At 71.3% G+C, this 15,416-nt stretch carries 14 protein-coding genes; 13 read left to right on the top strand and 1 reads right to left on the bottom strand.

Features of this window, described 5'->3' with window-relative positions:
- Positions 1-25 precede the first annotated feature (25 nt).
- The 7 genes from aroC (at position 26) to nusB (ending at position 6,449) form a co-directional block, all read left to right on the top strand.
- Complete coding sequence (aroC, locus tag OHT61_RS05425) at positions 26-1,210, top strand: chorismate synthase (RefSeq protein WP_329035508.1); 1,185 nt, start codon at positions 26-28, stop codon at positions 1,208-1,210.
- Positions 1,207-2,853, top strand: coding sequence for a 3-dehydroquinate synthase (gene aroB, locus OHT61_RS05420; RefSeq protein WP_329035507.1), 1,647 nt, complete (start codon positions 1,207-1,209; stop codon positions 2,851-2,853). The genes aroC and aroB overlap by 4 nt, the downstream gene beginning before the upstream one ends.
- On the top strand, positions 2,850-3,290 hold the full coding sequence (aroQ, locus tag OHT61_RS05415) for a type II 3-dehydroquinate dehydratase (protein WP_329035505.1): 441 nt from the start codon (positions 2,850-2,852) through the stop codon (positions 3,288-3,290). Before aroB ends, aroQ begins: the two co-directional genes overlap by 4 nt.
- Positions 3,291-3,397: 107 nt before the next feature.
- On the top strand, positions 3,398-4,198 hold the full coding sequence (locus OHT61_RS05410; RefSeq protein WP_329035503.1) for a Pro-rich N-terminal domain-containing protein: 801 nt from the start codon (positions 3,398-3,400) through the stop codon (positions 4,196-4,198).
- 70 nt (positions 4,199-4,268) lie between these two features.
- Positions 4,269-5,375 carry an aminopeptidase P family protein gene (locus OHT61_RS05405; RefSeq protein ID WP_329035501.1) on the top strand — a complete coding sequence of 369 codons (1,107 nt, stop codon included), beginning with the start codon at positions 4,269-4,271 and terminating at the stop codon, positions 5,373-5,375.
- A 73-nt stretch (positions 5,376-5,448) separates the two neighbouring features.
- Positions 5,449-6,015 carry an elongation factor P gene (efp, locus tag OHT61_RS05400; RefSeq protein ID WP_329035499.1) on the top strand — a complete coding sequence of 189 codons (567 nt, stop codon included), beginning with the start codon at positions 5,449-5,451 and terminating at the stop codon, positions 6,013-6,015.
- 2 nt (positions 6,016-6,017) lie between these two features.
- A complete protein-coding gene (nusB, locus tag OHT61_RS05395; RefSeq protein ID WP_015576379.1) occupies positions 6,018-6,449 on the top strand; it encodes a transcription antitermination factor NusB in 432 nt (143 codons plus the stop codon).
- Between the two features lie 179 nt (positions 6,450-6,628).
- Here nusB and bldD read toward each other — a convergent pair whose 3' ends face one another.
- Positions 6,629-7,129 carry a transcriptional regulator BldD gene (gene bldD / locus OHT61_RS05390; protein ID WP_014157378.1) on the bottom strand — a complete coding sequence of 167 codons (501 nt, stop codon included), beginning with the start codon at positions 7,127-7,129 and terminating at the stop codon, positions 6,629-6,631.
- Between the two features lie 221 nt (positions 7,130-7,350).
- Here bldD and pyrR point away from each other — a divergent pair, with 221 nt between their 5' ends.
- The 6 genes from pyrR (at position 7,351) to carB (ending at position 15,379) form a co-directional block, all read left to right on the top strand.
- Positions 7,351-7,935 (top strand): bifunctional pyr operon transcriptional regulator/uracil phosphoribosyltransferase PyrR, encoded by a 585-nt coding sequence (gene pyrR, locus OHT61_RS05385; RefSeq protein ID WP_329035495.1) that lies wholly within the window; start codon positions 7,351-7,353, stop codon positions 7,933-7,935.
- Positions 7,936-8,025: 90 nt separating this feature from the next.
- Positions 8,026-9,042, top strand: a complete 1,017-nt coding sequence (locus tag OHT61_RS05380) for an aspartate carbamoyltransferase catalytic subunit (RefSeq protein WP_329035492.1) — start codon at positions 8,026-8,028, stop codon at positions 9,040-9,042.
- 2 nt (positions 9,043-9,044) lie between these two features.
- Positions 9,045-10,331: a dihydroorotase gene (locus OHT61_RS05375; RefSeq protein WP_329035491.1), complete on the top strand. Its 1,287-nt coding sequence runs from the start codon at positions 9,045-9,047 to the stop codon at positions 10,329-10,331.
- Positions 10,328-10,939, top strand: coding sequence for a PH-like domain-containing protein (locus tag OHT61_RS05370; RefSeq protein ID WP_329035489.1), 612 nt, complete (start codon positions 10,328-10,330; stop codon positions 10,937-10,939). Before OHT61_RS05375 ends, OHT61_RS05370 begins: the two co-directional genes overlap by 4 nt.
- Entirely contained in the window at positions 10,936-12,078 is a 1,143-nt protein-coding gene (carA, locus tag OHT61_RS05365) for a glutamine-hydrolyzing carbamoyl-phosphate synthase small subunit (protein ID WP_329035488.1), read from the top strand. The genes OHT61_RS05370 and carA overlap by 4 nt, the downstream gene beginning before the upstream one ends.
- On the top strand, positions 12,071-15,379 hold the full coding sequence (gene carB / locus OHT61_RS05360) for a carbamoyl-phosphate synthase large subunit (RefSeq protein WP_329035486.1): 3,309 nt from the start codon (positions 12,071-12,073) through the stop codon (positions 15,377-15,379). The genes carA and carB overlap by 8 nt, the downstream gene beginning before the upstream one ends.
- Positions 15,380-15,416: the final 37 nt, after the last annotated feature.

Here is a 15,416-nt window from a genome sequence, read left to right as displayed (position 1 = left end):
TCAGGCGCGAGCATGAGGAGCACCGTTGAGCAGGTTGCGCTGGCTGACCGCGGGGGAGTCGCACGGCCCCGCACTGGTGGCGACGCTGGAGGGCCTTCCCGCCGGCATCCCCGTCACCACGGAGATGGTGGCGGACGCGCTCGCCCGGCGCCGGCTCGGTTACGGGCGCGGCGCGCGGATGAAGTTCGAGAAGGACGAGGTCACCTTCCTCGGCGGCGTCCGGCACGGCCTGACCATGGGTTCCCCCGTCGCCGTCATGGTGGGCAACACCGAGTGGCCCAAGTGGGAGCAGGTCATGTCGGCCGACCCGGTCGACCCCGAGGTGCTGGCCACACAGGCCCGCAACGCCCCCCTGACCCGCCCCCGGCCCGGTCACGCCGACCTCGCGGGGATGCAGAAGTACGGCTTTGACGAGGCCCGGCCGGTCCTGGAACGCGCCAGCGCCCGGGAGACCGCGGCGCGTGTCGCCCTCGGCGCGGTGGCCCGCTCCTACCTCAAGGAGACCGCGGGCATCGAGATCGTCAGCCACGTCGTCGAACTGGCCGCCGCCAAGGCGCCGTACGGCGTCTACCCCAAGCCGTCCGACGTCGAGCGCCTCGACGCCGACCCCGTGCGCTGCCTGGACGCCGACGCGTCGAAGGCGATGGTCGCGGAGATCGACCAGGCCCACAAGGACGGCGACACCCTCGGCGGCGTCGTCGAGGTGCTCGCCTACGGCGTACCCGTGGGCCTCGGCTCGCACGTGCACTGGGACCGCAGGCTCGACGCCCGTCTCGCCGCGGCCCTCATGGGCATCCAGGCCATCAAGGGCGTCGAGGTCGGCGACGGCTTCGACCTCGCCCGGGTGCCGGGATCCAAGGCGCACGACGAGATCCTCGCCACCGAGAACGGCATCAAGCGCGCCTCCGGCCGCTCCGGCGGCACCGAGGGCGGTCTCACCACCGGTGAGCTGCTGCGGGTCCGCGCGGCGATGAAGCCCATCGCCACCGTGCCCAAGGCGCTGGCCACCGTCGACGTCGTGACCGGTGAGGCGGCGAAGGCCCACCACCAGCGCTCCGACGTCTGCGCGGTCCCGGCCGCCGGCATCGTGGCCGAGGCCATGGTCGCCCTGGTGCTGGCCGACGCGGTAGCGGAGAAGTTCGGCGGCGACAGCGTCGCCGAGACCCACCGCAACGTGCAGTCGTACCTCTCCCACCTCCAGATCCGGTGAGCGGGCCGCTGATCGTCCTGGTCGGCCCGATGGGCGTCGGCAAGTCCACGGTGGGCGAGCTGCTCGCCGAGCGTCTGGGCACCGGCTACCGCGACACCGACGCGGACGTCGTGGCCACGGCCGGCAAGGCGATCTCCGAGATCTTCTTCGACGAGGGCGAGGAGCACTTCCGCGCGCTGGAACGGCAGGCCGTGCGGGCCGCCGTGGACCAGCACACGGGAGTCCTGGCCCTCGGCGGCGGCGCCGTGCTGGACGACTCGACCCGGGCCCTGCTGGCCGGGCGTCCGGTCGTCTACCTCTCGATGGACGTCGACGAGGCCGTCCGGAGGGTCGGGCTGAACACCGCGCGGCCCCTCCTCGCGGTGAACCCGCGGCGGCAGTGGCGCGAGCTCATGGACGCCAGGCGCCCTCTGTACGAGGAAGTGGCCCGGGCCACCGTCACCACCGACGACCGCACCCCCGAAGAGGTCGCCCGCGCGATCCTCGACGCACTGGAACTGCCGGAGCGCACGGGTGACCCCGTGGCGTCCGGCCGGGAGACCACAGCCATGACCGAGCAGGGCACCACGCGCATCCAGATCGCCGGCACCGCGGGCACCGACCCGTACGAGGTCCTCGTCGGGCGGCAGCTCCTCGGCGAGCTCCCCGCGCTCATCGGGGACCGGGCCAAGCGCGTCGCGGTCCTGCACCCCGAGGCACTGGCCGAGACGGGCGAGGCGGTCCGTGAGGACCTGGCCTCCCAGGGCTACGAGGCCATCGCGATCCAGCTGCCGAACGCCGAGGAGGCCAAGACCGTCGAGGTCGCCGCCTACTGCTGGAAGGCGCTCGGCCAGACCGGTTTCACCCGCACCGACGTCATCGTGGGTGTCGGCGGTGGCGCCACCACCGACGTCGCGGGCTTCGTCGCCGCCTCCTGGCTGCGCGGAGTGCGGTGGATCGCCGTCCCCACGACCGTGCTCGGCATGGTCGACGCGGCCGTCGGCGGCAAGACCGGCATCAACACGGCCGAGGGCAAGAACCTCGTCGGCGCCTTCCACCCGCCGGCCGGGGTGCTCTGCGACCTCGCCGCGCTCGACTCGCTGCCCGTCCACGACTACGTCTCCGGCATGGCCGAGATCATCAAGGCCGGATTCATCGCCGACCCGGTGATCCTCGACCTCGTCGAGGCCGACCCGCAGGGCGCCCGAACGCCCGCGGGCCCGCACACCTCCGAGCTGATCGAGCGCTCCATCCGGGTCAAGGCCGAGGTCGTCTCCAGCGACCTCAAGGAGTCCGGGCTCCGGGAGATCCTCAACTACGGGCACACGCTAGCCCACGCCATCGAGAAGAACGAGCGCTACAAGTGGCGCCACGGGGCGGCCGTCTCCGTCGGCATGGTCTTCGCCGCCGAACTGGGCCGCCTCGCCGGGCGCCTCGACGACGCCACGGCCGACCGGCACCGCGCCGTCCTGGAGTCCGTCGGACTGCCGCTCACCTACCGCGGCGACCAGTGGCCCAAGCTCCTGGAGAACATGAAGGTCGACAAGAAGTCCCGCGGCGACCTGCTGCGCTTCATCGTCCTGGACGGCATCGGGAAGCCCACCGTGCTCGAAGGCCCCGACCCGGCCGTGCTGCTCGCCGCCTACGGGGAGGTCTCCGCGTGAGCCGCACGGTCCTCGTGCTCAACGGACCCAACCTCGGACGCCTCGGCTCCCGCGAGCCCGACGTGTACGGGGCGACGTCCTACGCCGGTCTCGTCGAGGCCTGTCAGGCGCTCGGCAAGGAACTCGGCTTCGACGTCGAGGTCCGCGAGACCAACGACGAGGGCGAGCTGATTCGCTGGCTCCACGAGGCGGCCGACGGATCCCTGCCGGTCGTCATCAACCCGGGTGCGTTCACGCACTATTCGTACGGGATGCGGGACGCGGCGTCCCAGCGCACCGCCCCGCTGATCGAGGTGCACATCTCGAATCCGTACGCGCGCGAGGAGTTCCGCCACACCTCGGTGATCGCCCCGGTTGCGACCGGGACCGTCGCGGGGTTCGGGATCGGCTCCTACCGGCTCGCCCTGCGCGCCCTCGCCGGCGAACTGGCGGACTGACACCGGGCACTTCGGGCCCTCCCCGCCCGTTCACAGCGTGGCGGCCGGGGAGGGTACCGTTGCCGTCGACCAGCGCCAGTTGCCTGCACGAGACGGAGTGGCACCGGATGCAGCACGCAGTGGGGGCCCCGCTGCCGCCGCCCCAGGGTCCCGGGAACGGACCGTGGGCGCACCAGGCCCAGCACCCAGGCCATCCCGGCACCCCGGGCACGCCGCCGCCCGCGGCACCGGCGCCGCCCACGCCCCGGCACGCCCCGATGCCGCCCTCCAGGGAGGCCACCGGGCACATCCAGCTGCCGCCCGGCGGACCCGTGCCGCTGCCCGCGCCGCCCGCCGAGGCGGGCACCGGGGCGGCGACCCTGGCGGTGCTGCTCATCGGTCCCGCCGGAGCGGGCAAGACCACGGTCGCCAAGCTCTGGGCGGGCCGCCGCCGCGTCCCCACCGCGCACGTCTCGCTCGACGACGTCCGCGAATGGGTCTGCTCCGGCTTCGCCGACCCGCAGGCCGGCTGGAACGACCACTCCGAGGCGCAGTACCGCCTGGCCCGGCGCACCTGCGGCTTCGCCGCCCGCAACTTCCTCGCCAACGGCATCTCCTGCATCCTCGACGACGCGGTCTTCCCGGACCGGCCCGTCGTCGGCCTCGGCGGCTGGAAGCGCCACGTCGGCCCCGGCCTGCTCCCCGTCGTCCTCCTGCCCGGTCTGGAGGTCGTCCTGGAGCGCAACGCGGCCCGCAGCGGCAACCGCCGGCTCTCCGACGAGGAGGTGGCGAGGATCCACGGCCGCATGGCCGGCTGGTACGGCTCCGGCCTCCCGATCATCGACAACTCCACCTACGACGTCGAGACGACCGCCCGCGTCCTCGACGACGTCCTGGCCCGCTCCATAGCCAGCCCGCCGTCCTGGTAGCGGCCCCGCGGGACCCCGGTCGGATGCGCTGACCGGGCGGGCCACCGCCCGCGCTCGTACGCTCGAAAACATGTCAGAGGTGTACGCCGTCCGACGCGGGCTGCTGCGCGACCGTTACGCCGCCGCCGGATCCGCGGCCGCCCTGGTCTCGCGCCCCGCCAACGTCCGCTACCTCGCGGGCGCCGCCCCGCCCGGTGCCGTGCTGCTGCTCGGCCCCCGCGAGGACGTCCTGCTCTGCCCCCGCGTGCCGTCCGACGACTCCGTGCACGGCCGCCCCGACGAACAGCTGCGGCTGAGCGTCCTGCCCGACCCCGCGGGCGACCCCGTCGTCGCCGCGGCCGGTCTCGCCCTCTCCGCGGACGCCGGCGCGCTGTCCGTCGAGGAGAACGACCTGACCGTGGCCCGGCACCGCGCCATGCTCTCCGTCGCCCCCGGGCTGCGTCTGGCCGACCTCGGCAACGCCGTGCAGCAGCTGAGGATCGTCAAGGACGAGGAGGAGCTCGCCTGCCTGCGGATCGCCGCCGAGATCACCGACCACGCGCTCGGCGAGCTCCTGGAGTCGATCCTCGTCGGCCGCACCGAACGCCACCTGGCGCTGGAGCTGGAGCGCCGGCTGGTGGACCACGGCGCCGACGGCCCTGCGTTCCCCACATCGGTCGGCACGGGCCCCAATTCGGGCATGGGACGGCACAGGCCATCGGACCGAAGGGTAGAGGAGGGCGATTTCCTCTCCGTCTGCCTCGGGGCGAACTATCGCGGATACCGCTGCGAGATCGGGCGGACGTTCGTCATCGGGACCAGCCCCGCGGACTGGCAGATCGAGCTCTACGACCTCGTTTTCGCCGCTCAGAGGGCCGCGAGGGAGGCTCTCGTGCCCGGAGCCGCCTACCGCGACGTCGACCGTGCGGCCCGCCAGCTTTTGGACTCCGCGGGTCACTCGGAAGGCCTCCAGCCCAGCACCGGTCACGGGGTCGGGCTCGAAATCGACGAGGACCCGCAGTTGGCACCGACAGCCATGGGTAAACTGGACGCTTGTGTGCCGGTCACCGTCGAACCGGGGGTCCACCTCCCGGGCCGGGGCGGTGTCCGGATCGATGACACGCTCGTCGTGCGCCCCGAGGCGGACGGCGGACCCGAGCTACTCACCATTACGACCAAGGAGCTGCTCGCGCTCTAGGGGATCTCCTCGCGGAGGCCCTGGCGCGCATCCTCGGTCGTCCACCAGCTTCAGTCCAGGAGATTCCGCAACCGTGGCTTCCACGAACGACCTCAAGAACGGCCTGGTGCTCAAGCTCGACGGAGGCCAGCTCTGGTCCGTCGTCGAGTTCCAGCACGTCAAGCCCGGCAAGGGCCCCGCCTTCGTGCGCACCAAGCTCAAGAACGTGCTCTCCGGCAAGGTCGTCGACAAGACGTTCAACGCCGGCGTGAAGGTCGAAACGGCCACCATCGACCGCCGGGACATGCAGTTCTCGTACATGGACGGCGAGTACTTCGTCTTCATGGACATGAGCACCTACGACCAGCTCATGGTCGACCGCAAGTCCGTCGGCGACACCGCCAACTTCCTGATCGAGGGCTTCACCGCCTCCGTCGCGCAGCACGAGGGCGAGGTGCTGTACGTCGAGCTGCCCGCCGCGGTCGAGCTGACCATCCAGCACACCGACCCGGGCGTCCAGGGCGACCGCTCCACCGGTGGCACCAAGCCCGCCACCCTGGAGACCGGTTACGAGATCGGTGTCCCGCTCTTCATCACCACCGGCGAGAAGATCAAGGTCGACACCCGCACGGGCGACTACCTCGGCCGGGTGAACAGCTAACCGTGGCTGCCCGGAACAAGGCCCGCAAGCGCGCCTTCCAGATCCTCTTCGAGGCCGACCAGCGCGGTGAGTCCGTGCAGACGGTCCTCGCGGACTGGGTGCGGCTCTCGCGGACCGACGACCGTCAGCCGCCGGTCGGCGAATTCACGATGGAGCTGGTCGAGGGGTACGCGCAGTACGCGGACCGCATCGACGACCTCATCGTCACCTACGCGGTGGACTGGGAGATCGACCGGATGCCGGTCGTCGACCGGAGCATCCTGCGGCTCGGCGCGTACGAGCTGGTCTGGATGGACTCCACCCCCGACGCCGTGGTGATCGACGAGGCGGTACAGCTCGCCAAGGAGTTCTCCACGGACGACTCCCCGGCCTTCGTGAACGGCCTGCTGGCCCGGTTCAAGGACCTCAAGCCGAACCTCCGCCGGGAGCAGTAGCCGTCCGGCGGCGTTGAGCCGAACGAAGGGCCCACGGCCGATCCGGCCGTGGGCCCTTCGGCGTACCCGGTGTCCCACGCGCGTCCGGCGCGGTCCGCGGGCGGAGCACGAAAAAGCCGGGCCGGCGGGGCGCCCTGAGGCACCCCGCCGGCCCGGCGGTACGTTTCTGCGGGGGCTGGTCAGCCCTCGTCGTGGGCCACCGCACGGCGCGCGTCCGCGTCCAGCACGCCCCAGCTGATCAGCTGCTCCGTGAGCACGGAAGGAGACTGGTCGTAGATCACGGCCAGGGTGCGGAGGTCGTCCTGGCGGATCGAGAGCACCTTGCCGTTGTAGTCGCCGCGCTGGCTCTGGATCGTCGCCGCGTACCGCTGGAGCGGACCGGCCTTCTCCGGCGGCACGTGGGCCAGGCGCTCCAGGTCCAGGACGAGCTTCGGCGGCGGCTCGGCGGCACCGCCGGGCGTCGTGCCGGGCAGGAGCTCCTGGACCGGGACGCCGTAGAAGTCGGCCAGCTCGGCAAGGCGCTGCACGGTCACGGCGCGGTCGCCGCGCTCGTAGGAACCGACCACGACGGCCTTCCAGCGGCCCTGCGACTTCTCCTCCACGCCGTGGAGGGAGAGGCCTTGCTGGGTGCGGATGGCGCGGAGCTTGGCCCCGAGCTGCTTTGCGTATTCGCTGGACATAGGGCTCCCCGGACGCTGGAACGTGTCGCGGCTGTGCCGCGTGGCTGGTAACTCACTGTGAGGTTACGCAGCGTTACTTGGCTGCGTCAAGCCGAGAGGTCCGCAGTGCCACCTCCTGGGGGCGGGGCAGGGTGCTCACGCAAGCCCTGGTAACGTGGATGACGCAATTTCGACGTCCTTTAACGTCCGTCCAGTGAGGCGGAGAAGGAGGTCCGTTTCTTATGGACGCACAGCATGACCACACCGGCAATGCGGCACGCCCCGTTCTCGAGGCTCCCGACATCGCCCGTGTGCTGACCCGGATCGCCCACGAGATCGTCGAACGCGCCAAGGGCGCCGACGACGTGGTCCTCCTCGGCATCCCGACGCGAGGGGTCTTCCTCGCCCGCCGGCTCGCCGGAAAACTCGAGGAGATCACCGGCCTGAAGACGCCGGTCGGCTCCCTCGACATCACGATGTACCGCGACGACCTCAGGATGCGCCCCGCGCGCGCCCTGGCCCGCACCGAGATCCCCGGCGAGGGCATCGAGGACCGCCTCGTCGTCCTCGTCGACGACGTGCTCTTCTCCGGCCGCACGATCCGCGCGGCGCTCGACGCGCTCGGCGACATCGGCCGGCCCCGCGCCGTGCAGCTCGCCGTCCTCGTCGACCGCGGTCACCGCGAACTCCCGATCCGCGCCGACTACGTCGGCAAGAACCTCCCCACATCCCTGCGGGAGACGGTCAGGGTCCAGCTCTCCGAGGAGGACGGCCGCGACGCCGTGCTGCTCGGCGTCAAGCAGACCGCCCCGGCGGGCGAGCAGTAGCCGCGGCCGGACTCCGCGCGCCCCACCGGCCGCCCGGCAGCTTCCGCGCGCCCGTTTGCCTGAATCCTCCACCCCTCTCGGAGATCCCAGATGCTGCGCCCTCCCGGGGACAACCCCCGGACCCCCCGTCACCTCATCTCGGCCGCCGACCTCACCCGTGACGACGCCGTCCTGATCCTCGACACCGCCGAGGAGATGGCCAGGGTCGCCGACCGGCCGATCAAGAAGCTCCCCACCCTCCGGGGCCGTACCGTCGTCAACCTCTTCTTCGAGGACTCGACGCGGACCCGGATCTCGTTCGAAGCCGCCGCCAAGCGCCTCTCCGCCGACGTCATCAACTTCTCCGCGAAGGGCTCGTCCGTCTCCAAGGGCGAGTCGCTCAAGGACACCGCCCTGACGCTGGAGGCCATGGGCGCGGACGCCGTGGTCATCCGGCACGGTGCCTCGGGTGCCCCGTACCGTCTCGCGACGTCCGGCTGGATCGACAGCGCGGTCGTCAACGCGGGCGACGGGACGCACGAGCACCCCACCCAGGCCCTGCTGGACGCGTTCACCATGCGCCGCAGGCTGGTCGGCCCCGACGCCGGGATCGGCCGCGACCTCGAAGGCCGCCGGATCACGATCGTCGGCGACATCCTGCACAGCCGGGTGGCCCGCTCCAACGTCCACCTGCTGCACACCCTGGGTGCGCACGTCACCCTGGTGGCCCCGCCGACCCTCGTGCCCGTCGGCGTCGAGCAGTGGCCCTGCGACGTCAGCTACCGCCTCGACGACGTGCTGCCGAAGTCGGACGCGGTCATGATGCTGCGTGTGCAGCGCGAGCGCATGAACGCCGCCTACTTCCCCACCGAGCGCGAGTACTCCCGCCGCTACGGCCTGGACGGCGAGCGCATGGCCCGGATGCCCGAGCACTCCATCGTCATGCACCCCGGCCCGATGGTCCGCGGCATGGAGATCACCGCCGAGGTCGCCGACTCCGACCGCTGCACCGCCGTGGAGCAGGTCGCGAACGGTGTCTCGACCCGCATGGCCGTCCTCTACCTGCTGCTGGGCGGCTCCGAGACCGCCCTGACGTCCGCCGCCGCCCGTACCGAGGAGAACAAGTAACCATGAGCAAGATCCTGATCCGCGGTGCGAAGGTCCTCGGCGGCGAGCCGCAGGACGTCCTCATCGACGGCGAGACCATCGCGGCGACCGGCACCGGGCTCCACGCCGAGGGCGCGACCGTGATCGAGGCGGAGGGCCGGATCCTGCTGCCCGGTCTGGTCGACCTCCACACCCACCTGCGCGAGCCCGGCCGTGAGGACTCCGAGACGGTCCTCACCGGTACCAGGGCCGCGGCGATCGGCGGCTTCACCGCCGTCCACGCCATGGCCAACACCTTCCCCGTCGCCGACACCGCCGGTGTCGTCGAGCAGGTCTGGCGGCTCGGCAAGGAGTCCGGCTACTGCGACGTGCAGCCCGTCGGCGCCGTCACCGTCGGCCTGGAGGGCAAGCAGCTCGCCGAGCTCGGCGCCATGCACGACTCCGCCGCCGGGGTGAAGGTCTTCTCCGACGACGGCAAGTGCGTGGACGACGCGGTGATCATGCGCCGCGCCCTGGAGTACGTGAAGGCCTTCGACGGCGTCGTCGCCCAGCACGCCCAGGAGCCCCGCCTCACCGAGGGCGCCCAGATGAACGAGGGCGTCGTCTCCGCGGAGCTCGGCCTCGGCGGCTGGCCCGCCGTCGCCGAGGAGTCGGTCATCGCCCGCGACGTGCTGCTCGCCGCCCACGTCGGCTCCCGGGTGCACATCTGCCACCTGTCGACCGCCGGGTCCGTCGAGATCGTGCGCTGGGCCAAGTCCAAGGGCTGGAACGTCACGGCCGAGGTCACCCCGCACCACCTGCTGCTCACCGACGAACTCGTGCGGTCCTACAACCCGGTCTACAAGGTGAACCCGCCGCTGCGCACCGAGGCCGACGTCATGGCCCTGCGCGAGGCCCTCGCCGACGGCACCATCGACTGCGTGGCCACCGACCACGCACCGCACCCGCACGAGGACAAGGACTGCGAGTGGGCGGCCGCCGCCATGGGCATGGTCGGCCTGGAGACCGCGCTGTCCGTGGTCCAGGAGACGATGGTGGAGACCGGTCTCCTCGACTGGGCGGGCGTCGCCGACCGCATGTCGACGCGCCCCGCGGCCATCGGCCGCCTCGAGGGACACGGCCGCCCCGTCTCGGCGGGTGAGCCCGCCAACCTCGTCCTGGTCGATCCGGCATACCGTGGAGCAGTGGACCCCGCGGGCTTCGCCTCCCGCAGCCGCAACACTCCGTACGAGGGTCGCGAGCTGCCCGGCCGAGTGACCCACACCTTCCTGCGGGGCCGTGCCACGGTCGTCGACGGGAAGCTCGCGTGACATCACTCAACTCCGGACCCCAGCTGTACCTGCTGGCCGCGGACCAGAAATCGGCCGAGGTGACCGACTGGTCCGCCCGCATCAGCTGGGTCGTCGGACTGATCGTCTTCGTCGCGTTCGTCTACTGGCTCATGCGCCAGGGATGGAAGTGGCGGGGCCGCCTGCAGTCCGGCATCCCCGCACTCGCGACCACCCCCGAAGGGTTCGCGGACGGCGGGAAACTCCTCACCCTGTCCGGCCGCTACCACGCGTCGACGACCGCCGGGCAGTGGCTCGACCGGATCGTCGCGCACGGCCTCGGCACCCGGAGCCGCGTCGAGCTGACCCTCACCGAGCAGGGCCTCGACGTCGTACGGCCCGGCGCAGCCGACTTCTTCGTCCCGGCGTCCGCGCTGCGCGAGGCCAGGCTGGACAAGGCACTCGCGGGCAAGGTCCTGCCCGAGGGCGGTCTCCTGGTCATCACCTGGGCGCTCGGCGACCGGCTGATCGACTCGGGCTTCCGCTCCGACCGCGCGGCCGAGCACCAGGCATGGGTCGACGCGGTCAACCACCTCGGCGGCGCAGCCGCCGACCACCCCACCAGCACGACGGAAGGCACCGCACGATGACGATCTCCACCCGGGGAGCCGGAAAAGCTCCCGCCGTACTCGTCCTGGAGGACGGCCGCTCCTTCCGCGGCCGCGCCTACGGGGCCGTGGGGGAGACCTTCGGCGAGGCTGTGTTCTCCACCGGCATGACCGGCTACCAGGAAACGCTCACCGACCCCTCGTACCACCGCCAGGTCGTCGTCATGACCGCCCCGCACGTCGGCAACACCGGGGTCAACGACGAGGACGCCGAGTCGAAGCGGATCTGGGTCTCCGGTTACGTCGTGCGCGACCCCGCACGCGTGCCCTCGAACTGGCGCTCGCGCCGCTCCCTCGACGAGGAGCTCGCGAGCCAGGGCGTCGTCGGCATCAGCGGTGTCGACACCCGCGCCCTCACCCGCCACCTGCGCGAGCGCGGCGCGATGCGCGTCGGCATCTTCTCCGGCGAGGGCATCGCCGACGAGGAGACGCTCCTCGCCCGCGTGCGCCAGGCGCCCGAGATGGCCGGCGCCGACCTCGCGGCCGAGGTCGCCACGAAGGAGGCGTACGTCGTCCCCGCCGTCGGCACCAAGAGGTTCACGGTCGCGGCCGTCGACCTCGGCATCAAGGGCATGACCCCGCACCGCATGGCCGAGCGCGGCATCGAGGTGCACGTCCTGCCCGCCACCGCCACCCTGGAGGACGTGTACGCGGTCGAGCCCGACGGCGTGTTCTTCTCCAACGGCCCCGGCGACCCGTCCACCGCCGACCACCCGGTCGCCCTCATGCGCGGCGTCCTGGAGCGGAAGACCCCGCTCTTCGGCATCTGCTTCGGCAACCAGATCCTGGGCCGCTCGCTCGGCTTCGGCACCTACAAGCTGAAGTACGGCCACCGCGGCATCAACCAGCCGGTGCAGGACCGCACGACCGGCAAGGTCGAGGTCACCGCGCACAACCACGGCTTCGCCGTCGACGCCCCGCTCGACAAGGTCTCCGACACGGAGTTCGGCCGGGCCGAGGTCTCCCACGTATGCCTGAACGACCAGGTCGTCGAAGGGCTGCAGCTGCTCGACCAGCCGGCCTTCAGCGTCCAGTACCACCCCGAAGCAGCCGCGGGCCCGCACGACGCCGCGTACCTCTTCGACCGTTTCGTCACCCTGATGGAGGGCCAGCGTGCCTAAGCGCTCCGATATCCAGTCCGTCCTGGTCATCGGCTCCGGTCCGATCGTCATCGGTCAGGCCGCCGAGTTCGACTACTCCGGCACCCAGGCCTGCCGCGTGCTCAAGGCCGAGGGCCTGCGCGTCATCCTGGTGAACTCCAACCCCGCGACGATCATGACCGACCCGGAGATCGCCGACGCCACGTACGTCGAGCCGATCACCCCCGAGTTCGTCGAGAAGATCATCGCCAAGGAGCGCCCCGACGCCCTGCTGCCGACCCTGGGCGGCCAGACCGCGCTCAACACCGCGATCTCCATGCACGACAACGGTGTGCTGGAGAAGTACGGCGTCGAGCTGATCGGCGCCAACGTCGAGGCCATCAACAAGGGCGAGGACCGCGACCTCTTCAAGGGCGTCGTCGAGGCCGTCAAGGCCAAGATCGGCTACGGCGAGTCCGCCCGCTCCGTCATCTGCCACACCATGGACGACGTCATCGCCGGCGTCGACACGCTCGGCGGCTACCCCGTCGTCGTCCGCCCCTCCTTCACGATGGGCGGCGCCGGTTCCGGCTTCGCCCACGACGAGGAGGAGCTGCGCCGCATCGCCGGACAGGGGCTCACGCTCTCGCCGACCACCGAGGTGCTCCTGGAGGAGTCCATCCTCGGCTGGAAGGAGTACGAGCTGGAGCTCATGCGCGACCGGAACGACAACGTCGTGGTCGTCTGCTCCATCGAGAACTTCGACCCCATGGGCGTCCACACCGGTGACTCCATCACGGTCGCCCCGTCGATGACCCTCACCGACCGCGAGTACCAGCGACTGCGCGACATCGGCATCGCGATCATCCGCGAGGTCGGCGTCGACACCGGCGGCTGCAACATCCAGTTCGCCATCGACCCCGCCGACGGCCGGGTCATCGTCATCGAGATGAACCCCCGCGTCTCCCGGTCCTCCGCGCTCGCCTCGAAGGCCACCGGCTTCCCGATCGCCAAGATCGCGGCCAAGCTGGCCGTCGGCTACACGCTGGACGAGATCCCGAACGACATCACCGAGAAGACGCCGGCCTCCTTCGAGCCGACCCTCGACTACGTCGTCGTCAAGGCCCCGCGCTTCGCCTTCGAGAAGTTCCCCTCCGCCGACTCCACCCTCACCACCACCATGAAGTCGGTGGGCGAGGCCATGGCCATCGGCCGGAACTTCACCGAGGCGCTGCAGAAGGCCCTGCGCTCCCTGGAGAAGAAGGGCTCTCAGTTCGCCTTCACCGGCGAGCCCGGCGACAAGGCGGAACTGCTCGCGGAGGCGGTCCGCCCGACGGACGGCCGCATCAACACCGTGATGCAGGCGATCCGCGCCGGGGCGACCCAGGAAGAGGTCTTCGACGCCACGAAGATCGACCCCTGGTTCGTCGACCAGCTCTTCCTGATCAAGGAGATCGCCGACGAGCTGGCCGCCGCGGAGCGCCTCGACGCCGAGCTGATCGCCCAGGCCAAGCGGCACGGCTTCTCCGACGCCCAGATCGGTGAGATCCGCGGCCTGCGCGAGGACGTCGTGCGCGAGGTCCGGCACGCGCTCGGCATCCGCCCCGTCTACAAGACGGTGGACACCTGCGCGGCGGAGTTCGCCGCGAAGACGCCGTACTTCTACTCCTCCTACGACGAGGAGAGCGAGGTCGCGCCCCGCACCAAGCCCGCGGTGATCATCCTCGGCTCGGGCCCCAACCGCATCGGCCAGGGCATCGAGTTCGACTACTCGTGCGTCCACGCCTCGTTCGCCCTGAGCGACGCGGGCTACGAGACCGTGATGGTCAACTGCAACCCGGAGACCGTCTCCACCGACTACGACACCTCCGACCGGCTCTACTTCGAGCCGCTCACGCTGGAGGACGTCCTGGAGATCGTGCACGCGGAGTCGCTGGCCGGTCCGATCGCCGGTGTCATCGTGCAGCTCGGCGGCCAGACCCCGCTCGGCCTCTCCCAGGCGCTCAAGGACAACGGTGTCCCCGTGGTGGGCACGTCCCCCGAGGCCATCCACGCCGCCGAGGACCGGGGCGCCTTCGGCCGGGTGCTCGCCGAGGCCGGCCTGCCCGCGCCGAAGCACGGCACGGCGACCACGTTCGCCGAGGCCAAGGCCATCGCCGACGAGATCGGCTACCCCGTCCTCGTACGCCCGTCGTACGTGCTCGGCGGGCGCGGCATGGAGATCGTCTACGACGAGATCCGCCTCTCCTCCTACATCGAGGAGTCCACCGAGATCAGCCCCACCCGCCCGGTCCTGGTCGACCGCTTCCTCGACGACGCGATCGAGATCGACGTCGACGCGCTCTACGACGGCACCGAGCTCTACCTCGGCGGCGTCATGGAGCACATCGAGGAGGCCGGCATCCACTCCGGCGACTCGGCCTGCGCGCTGCCCCCGATCACGCTCGGCGGCTTCGACATCAAGCGGCTGCGCACCTCGACCGAGGGCATCGCCAAGGGCGTCGGCGTCCGCGGACTGATCAACATCCAGTTCGCGCTCTCCGGCGACATCCTGTACGTGCTGGAGGCCAACCCGCGTGCCTCGCGGACCGTCCCCTTCACCTCGAAGGCGACCGCCGTCCCGCTCGCGAAGGCCGCCGCCCGCATCTCGCTCGGCGCGACCATCGCCGAACTGCGTGCCGAGGGGCTGCTGCCCCGGCAGGGCGACGGCGGCACCCTGCCGCTGGACGCGCCGATCTCCGTCAAGGAGGCCGTCATGCCGTGGTCGCGCTTCCGCGACGTCCACGGCCGCGGCGTCGACACGGTCCTCGGCCCGGAGATGCGCTCCACCGGTGAAGTCATGGGCATCGACTCGGTGTTCGGCACCGCGTACGCCAAGTCGCAGGCGGGCGCCTACGGTCCGCTGCCCACCAAGGGCCGCGCCTTCATCTCCGTCGCCAACCGCGACAAGCGTTCGATGATCTTCCCGGCGCGCGAACTCGTCGCCCACGGCTTCGAGCTGTTCGCCACCTCCGGCACCGCCGAGGTGCTCAAGCGCAACGGCATCAACGCCACCGTCGTGCGCAAGCAGTCCGAGGGCGAGGGGCCCAACGGTGAGAAGACCATCGTCCAGCTGATCCACGACGGCGGGGTCGACCTCATCGTCAACACGCCCTACGGCACGGGCGGCAGGCTCGACGGCTACGAGATCCGCACCGCCGCCGTGGCCCGGTCCGTGCCGTGCCTCACGACGGTCCAGGCCCTCGCCGCCGCCGTCCAGGGCATCGACGCGCTCAACCACGGAGGGGTCGGCGTACGTTCCCTCCAGGAACACGCGGAACATCTGACCGCGGCACGCGACTAGCAGTCAGGCCCAGCAGGGGGACACCGGAAACGGTGTC

This window comes from Streptomyces sp. NBC_00178 (assembly GCF_036206005.1).
Lineage (GTDB): Bacteria > Actinomycetota > Actinomycetes > Streptomycetales > Streptomycetaceae > Streptomyces.
This window is presented reverse-complemented; position numbering and strand designations above follow the sequence as displayed.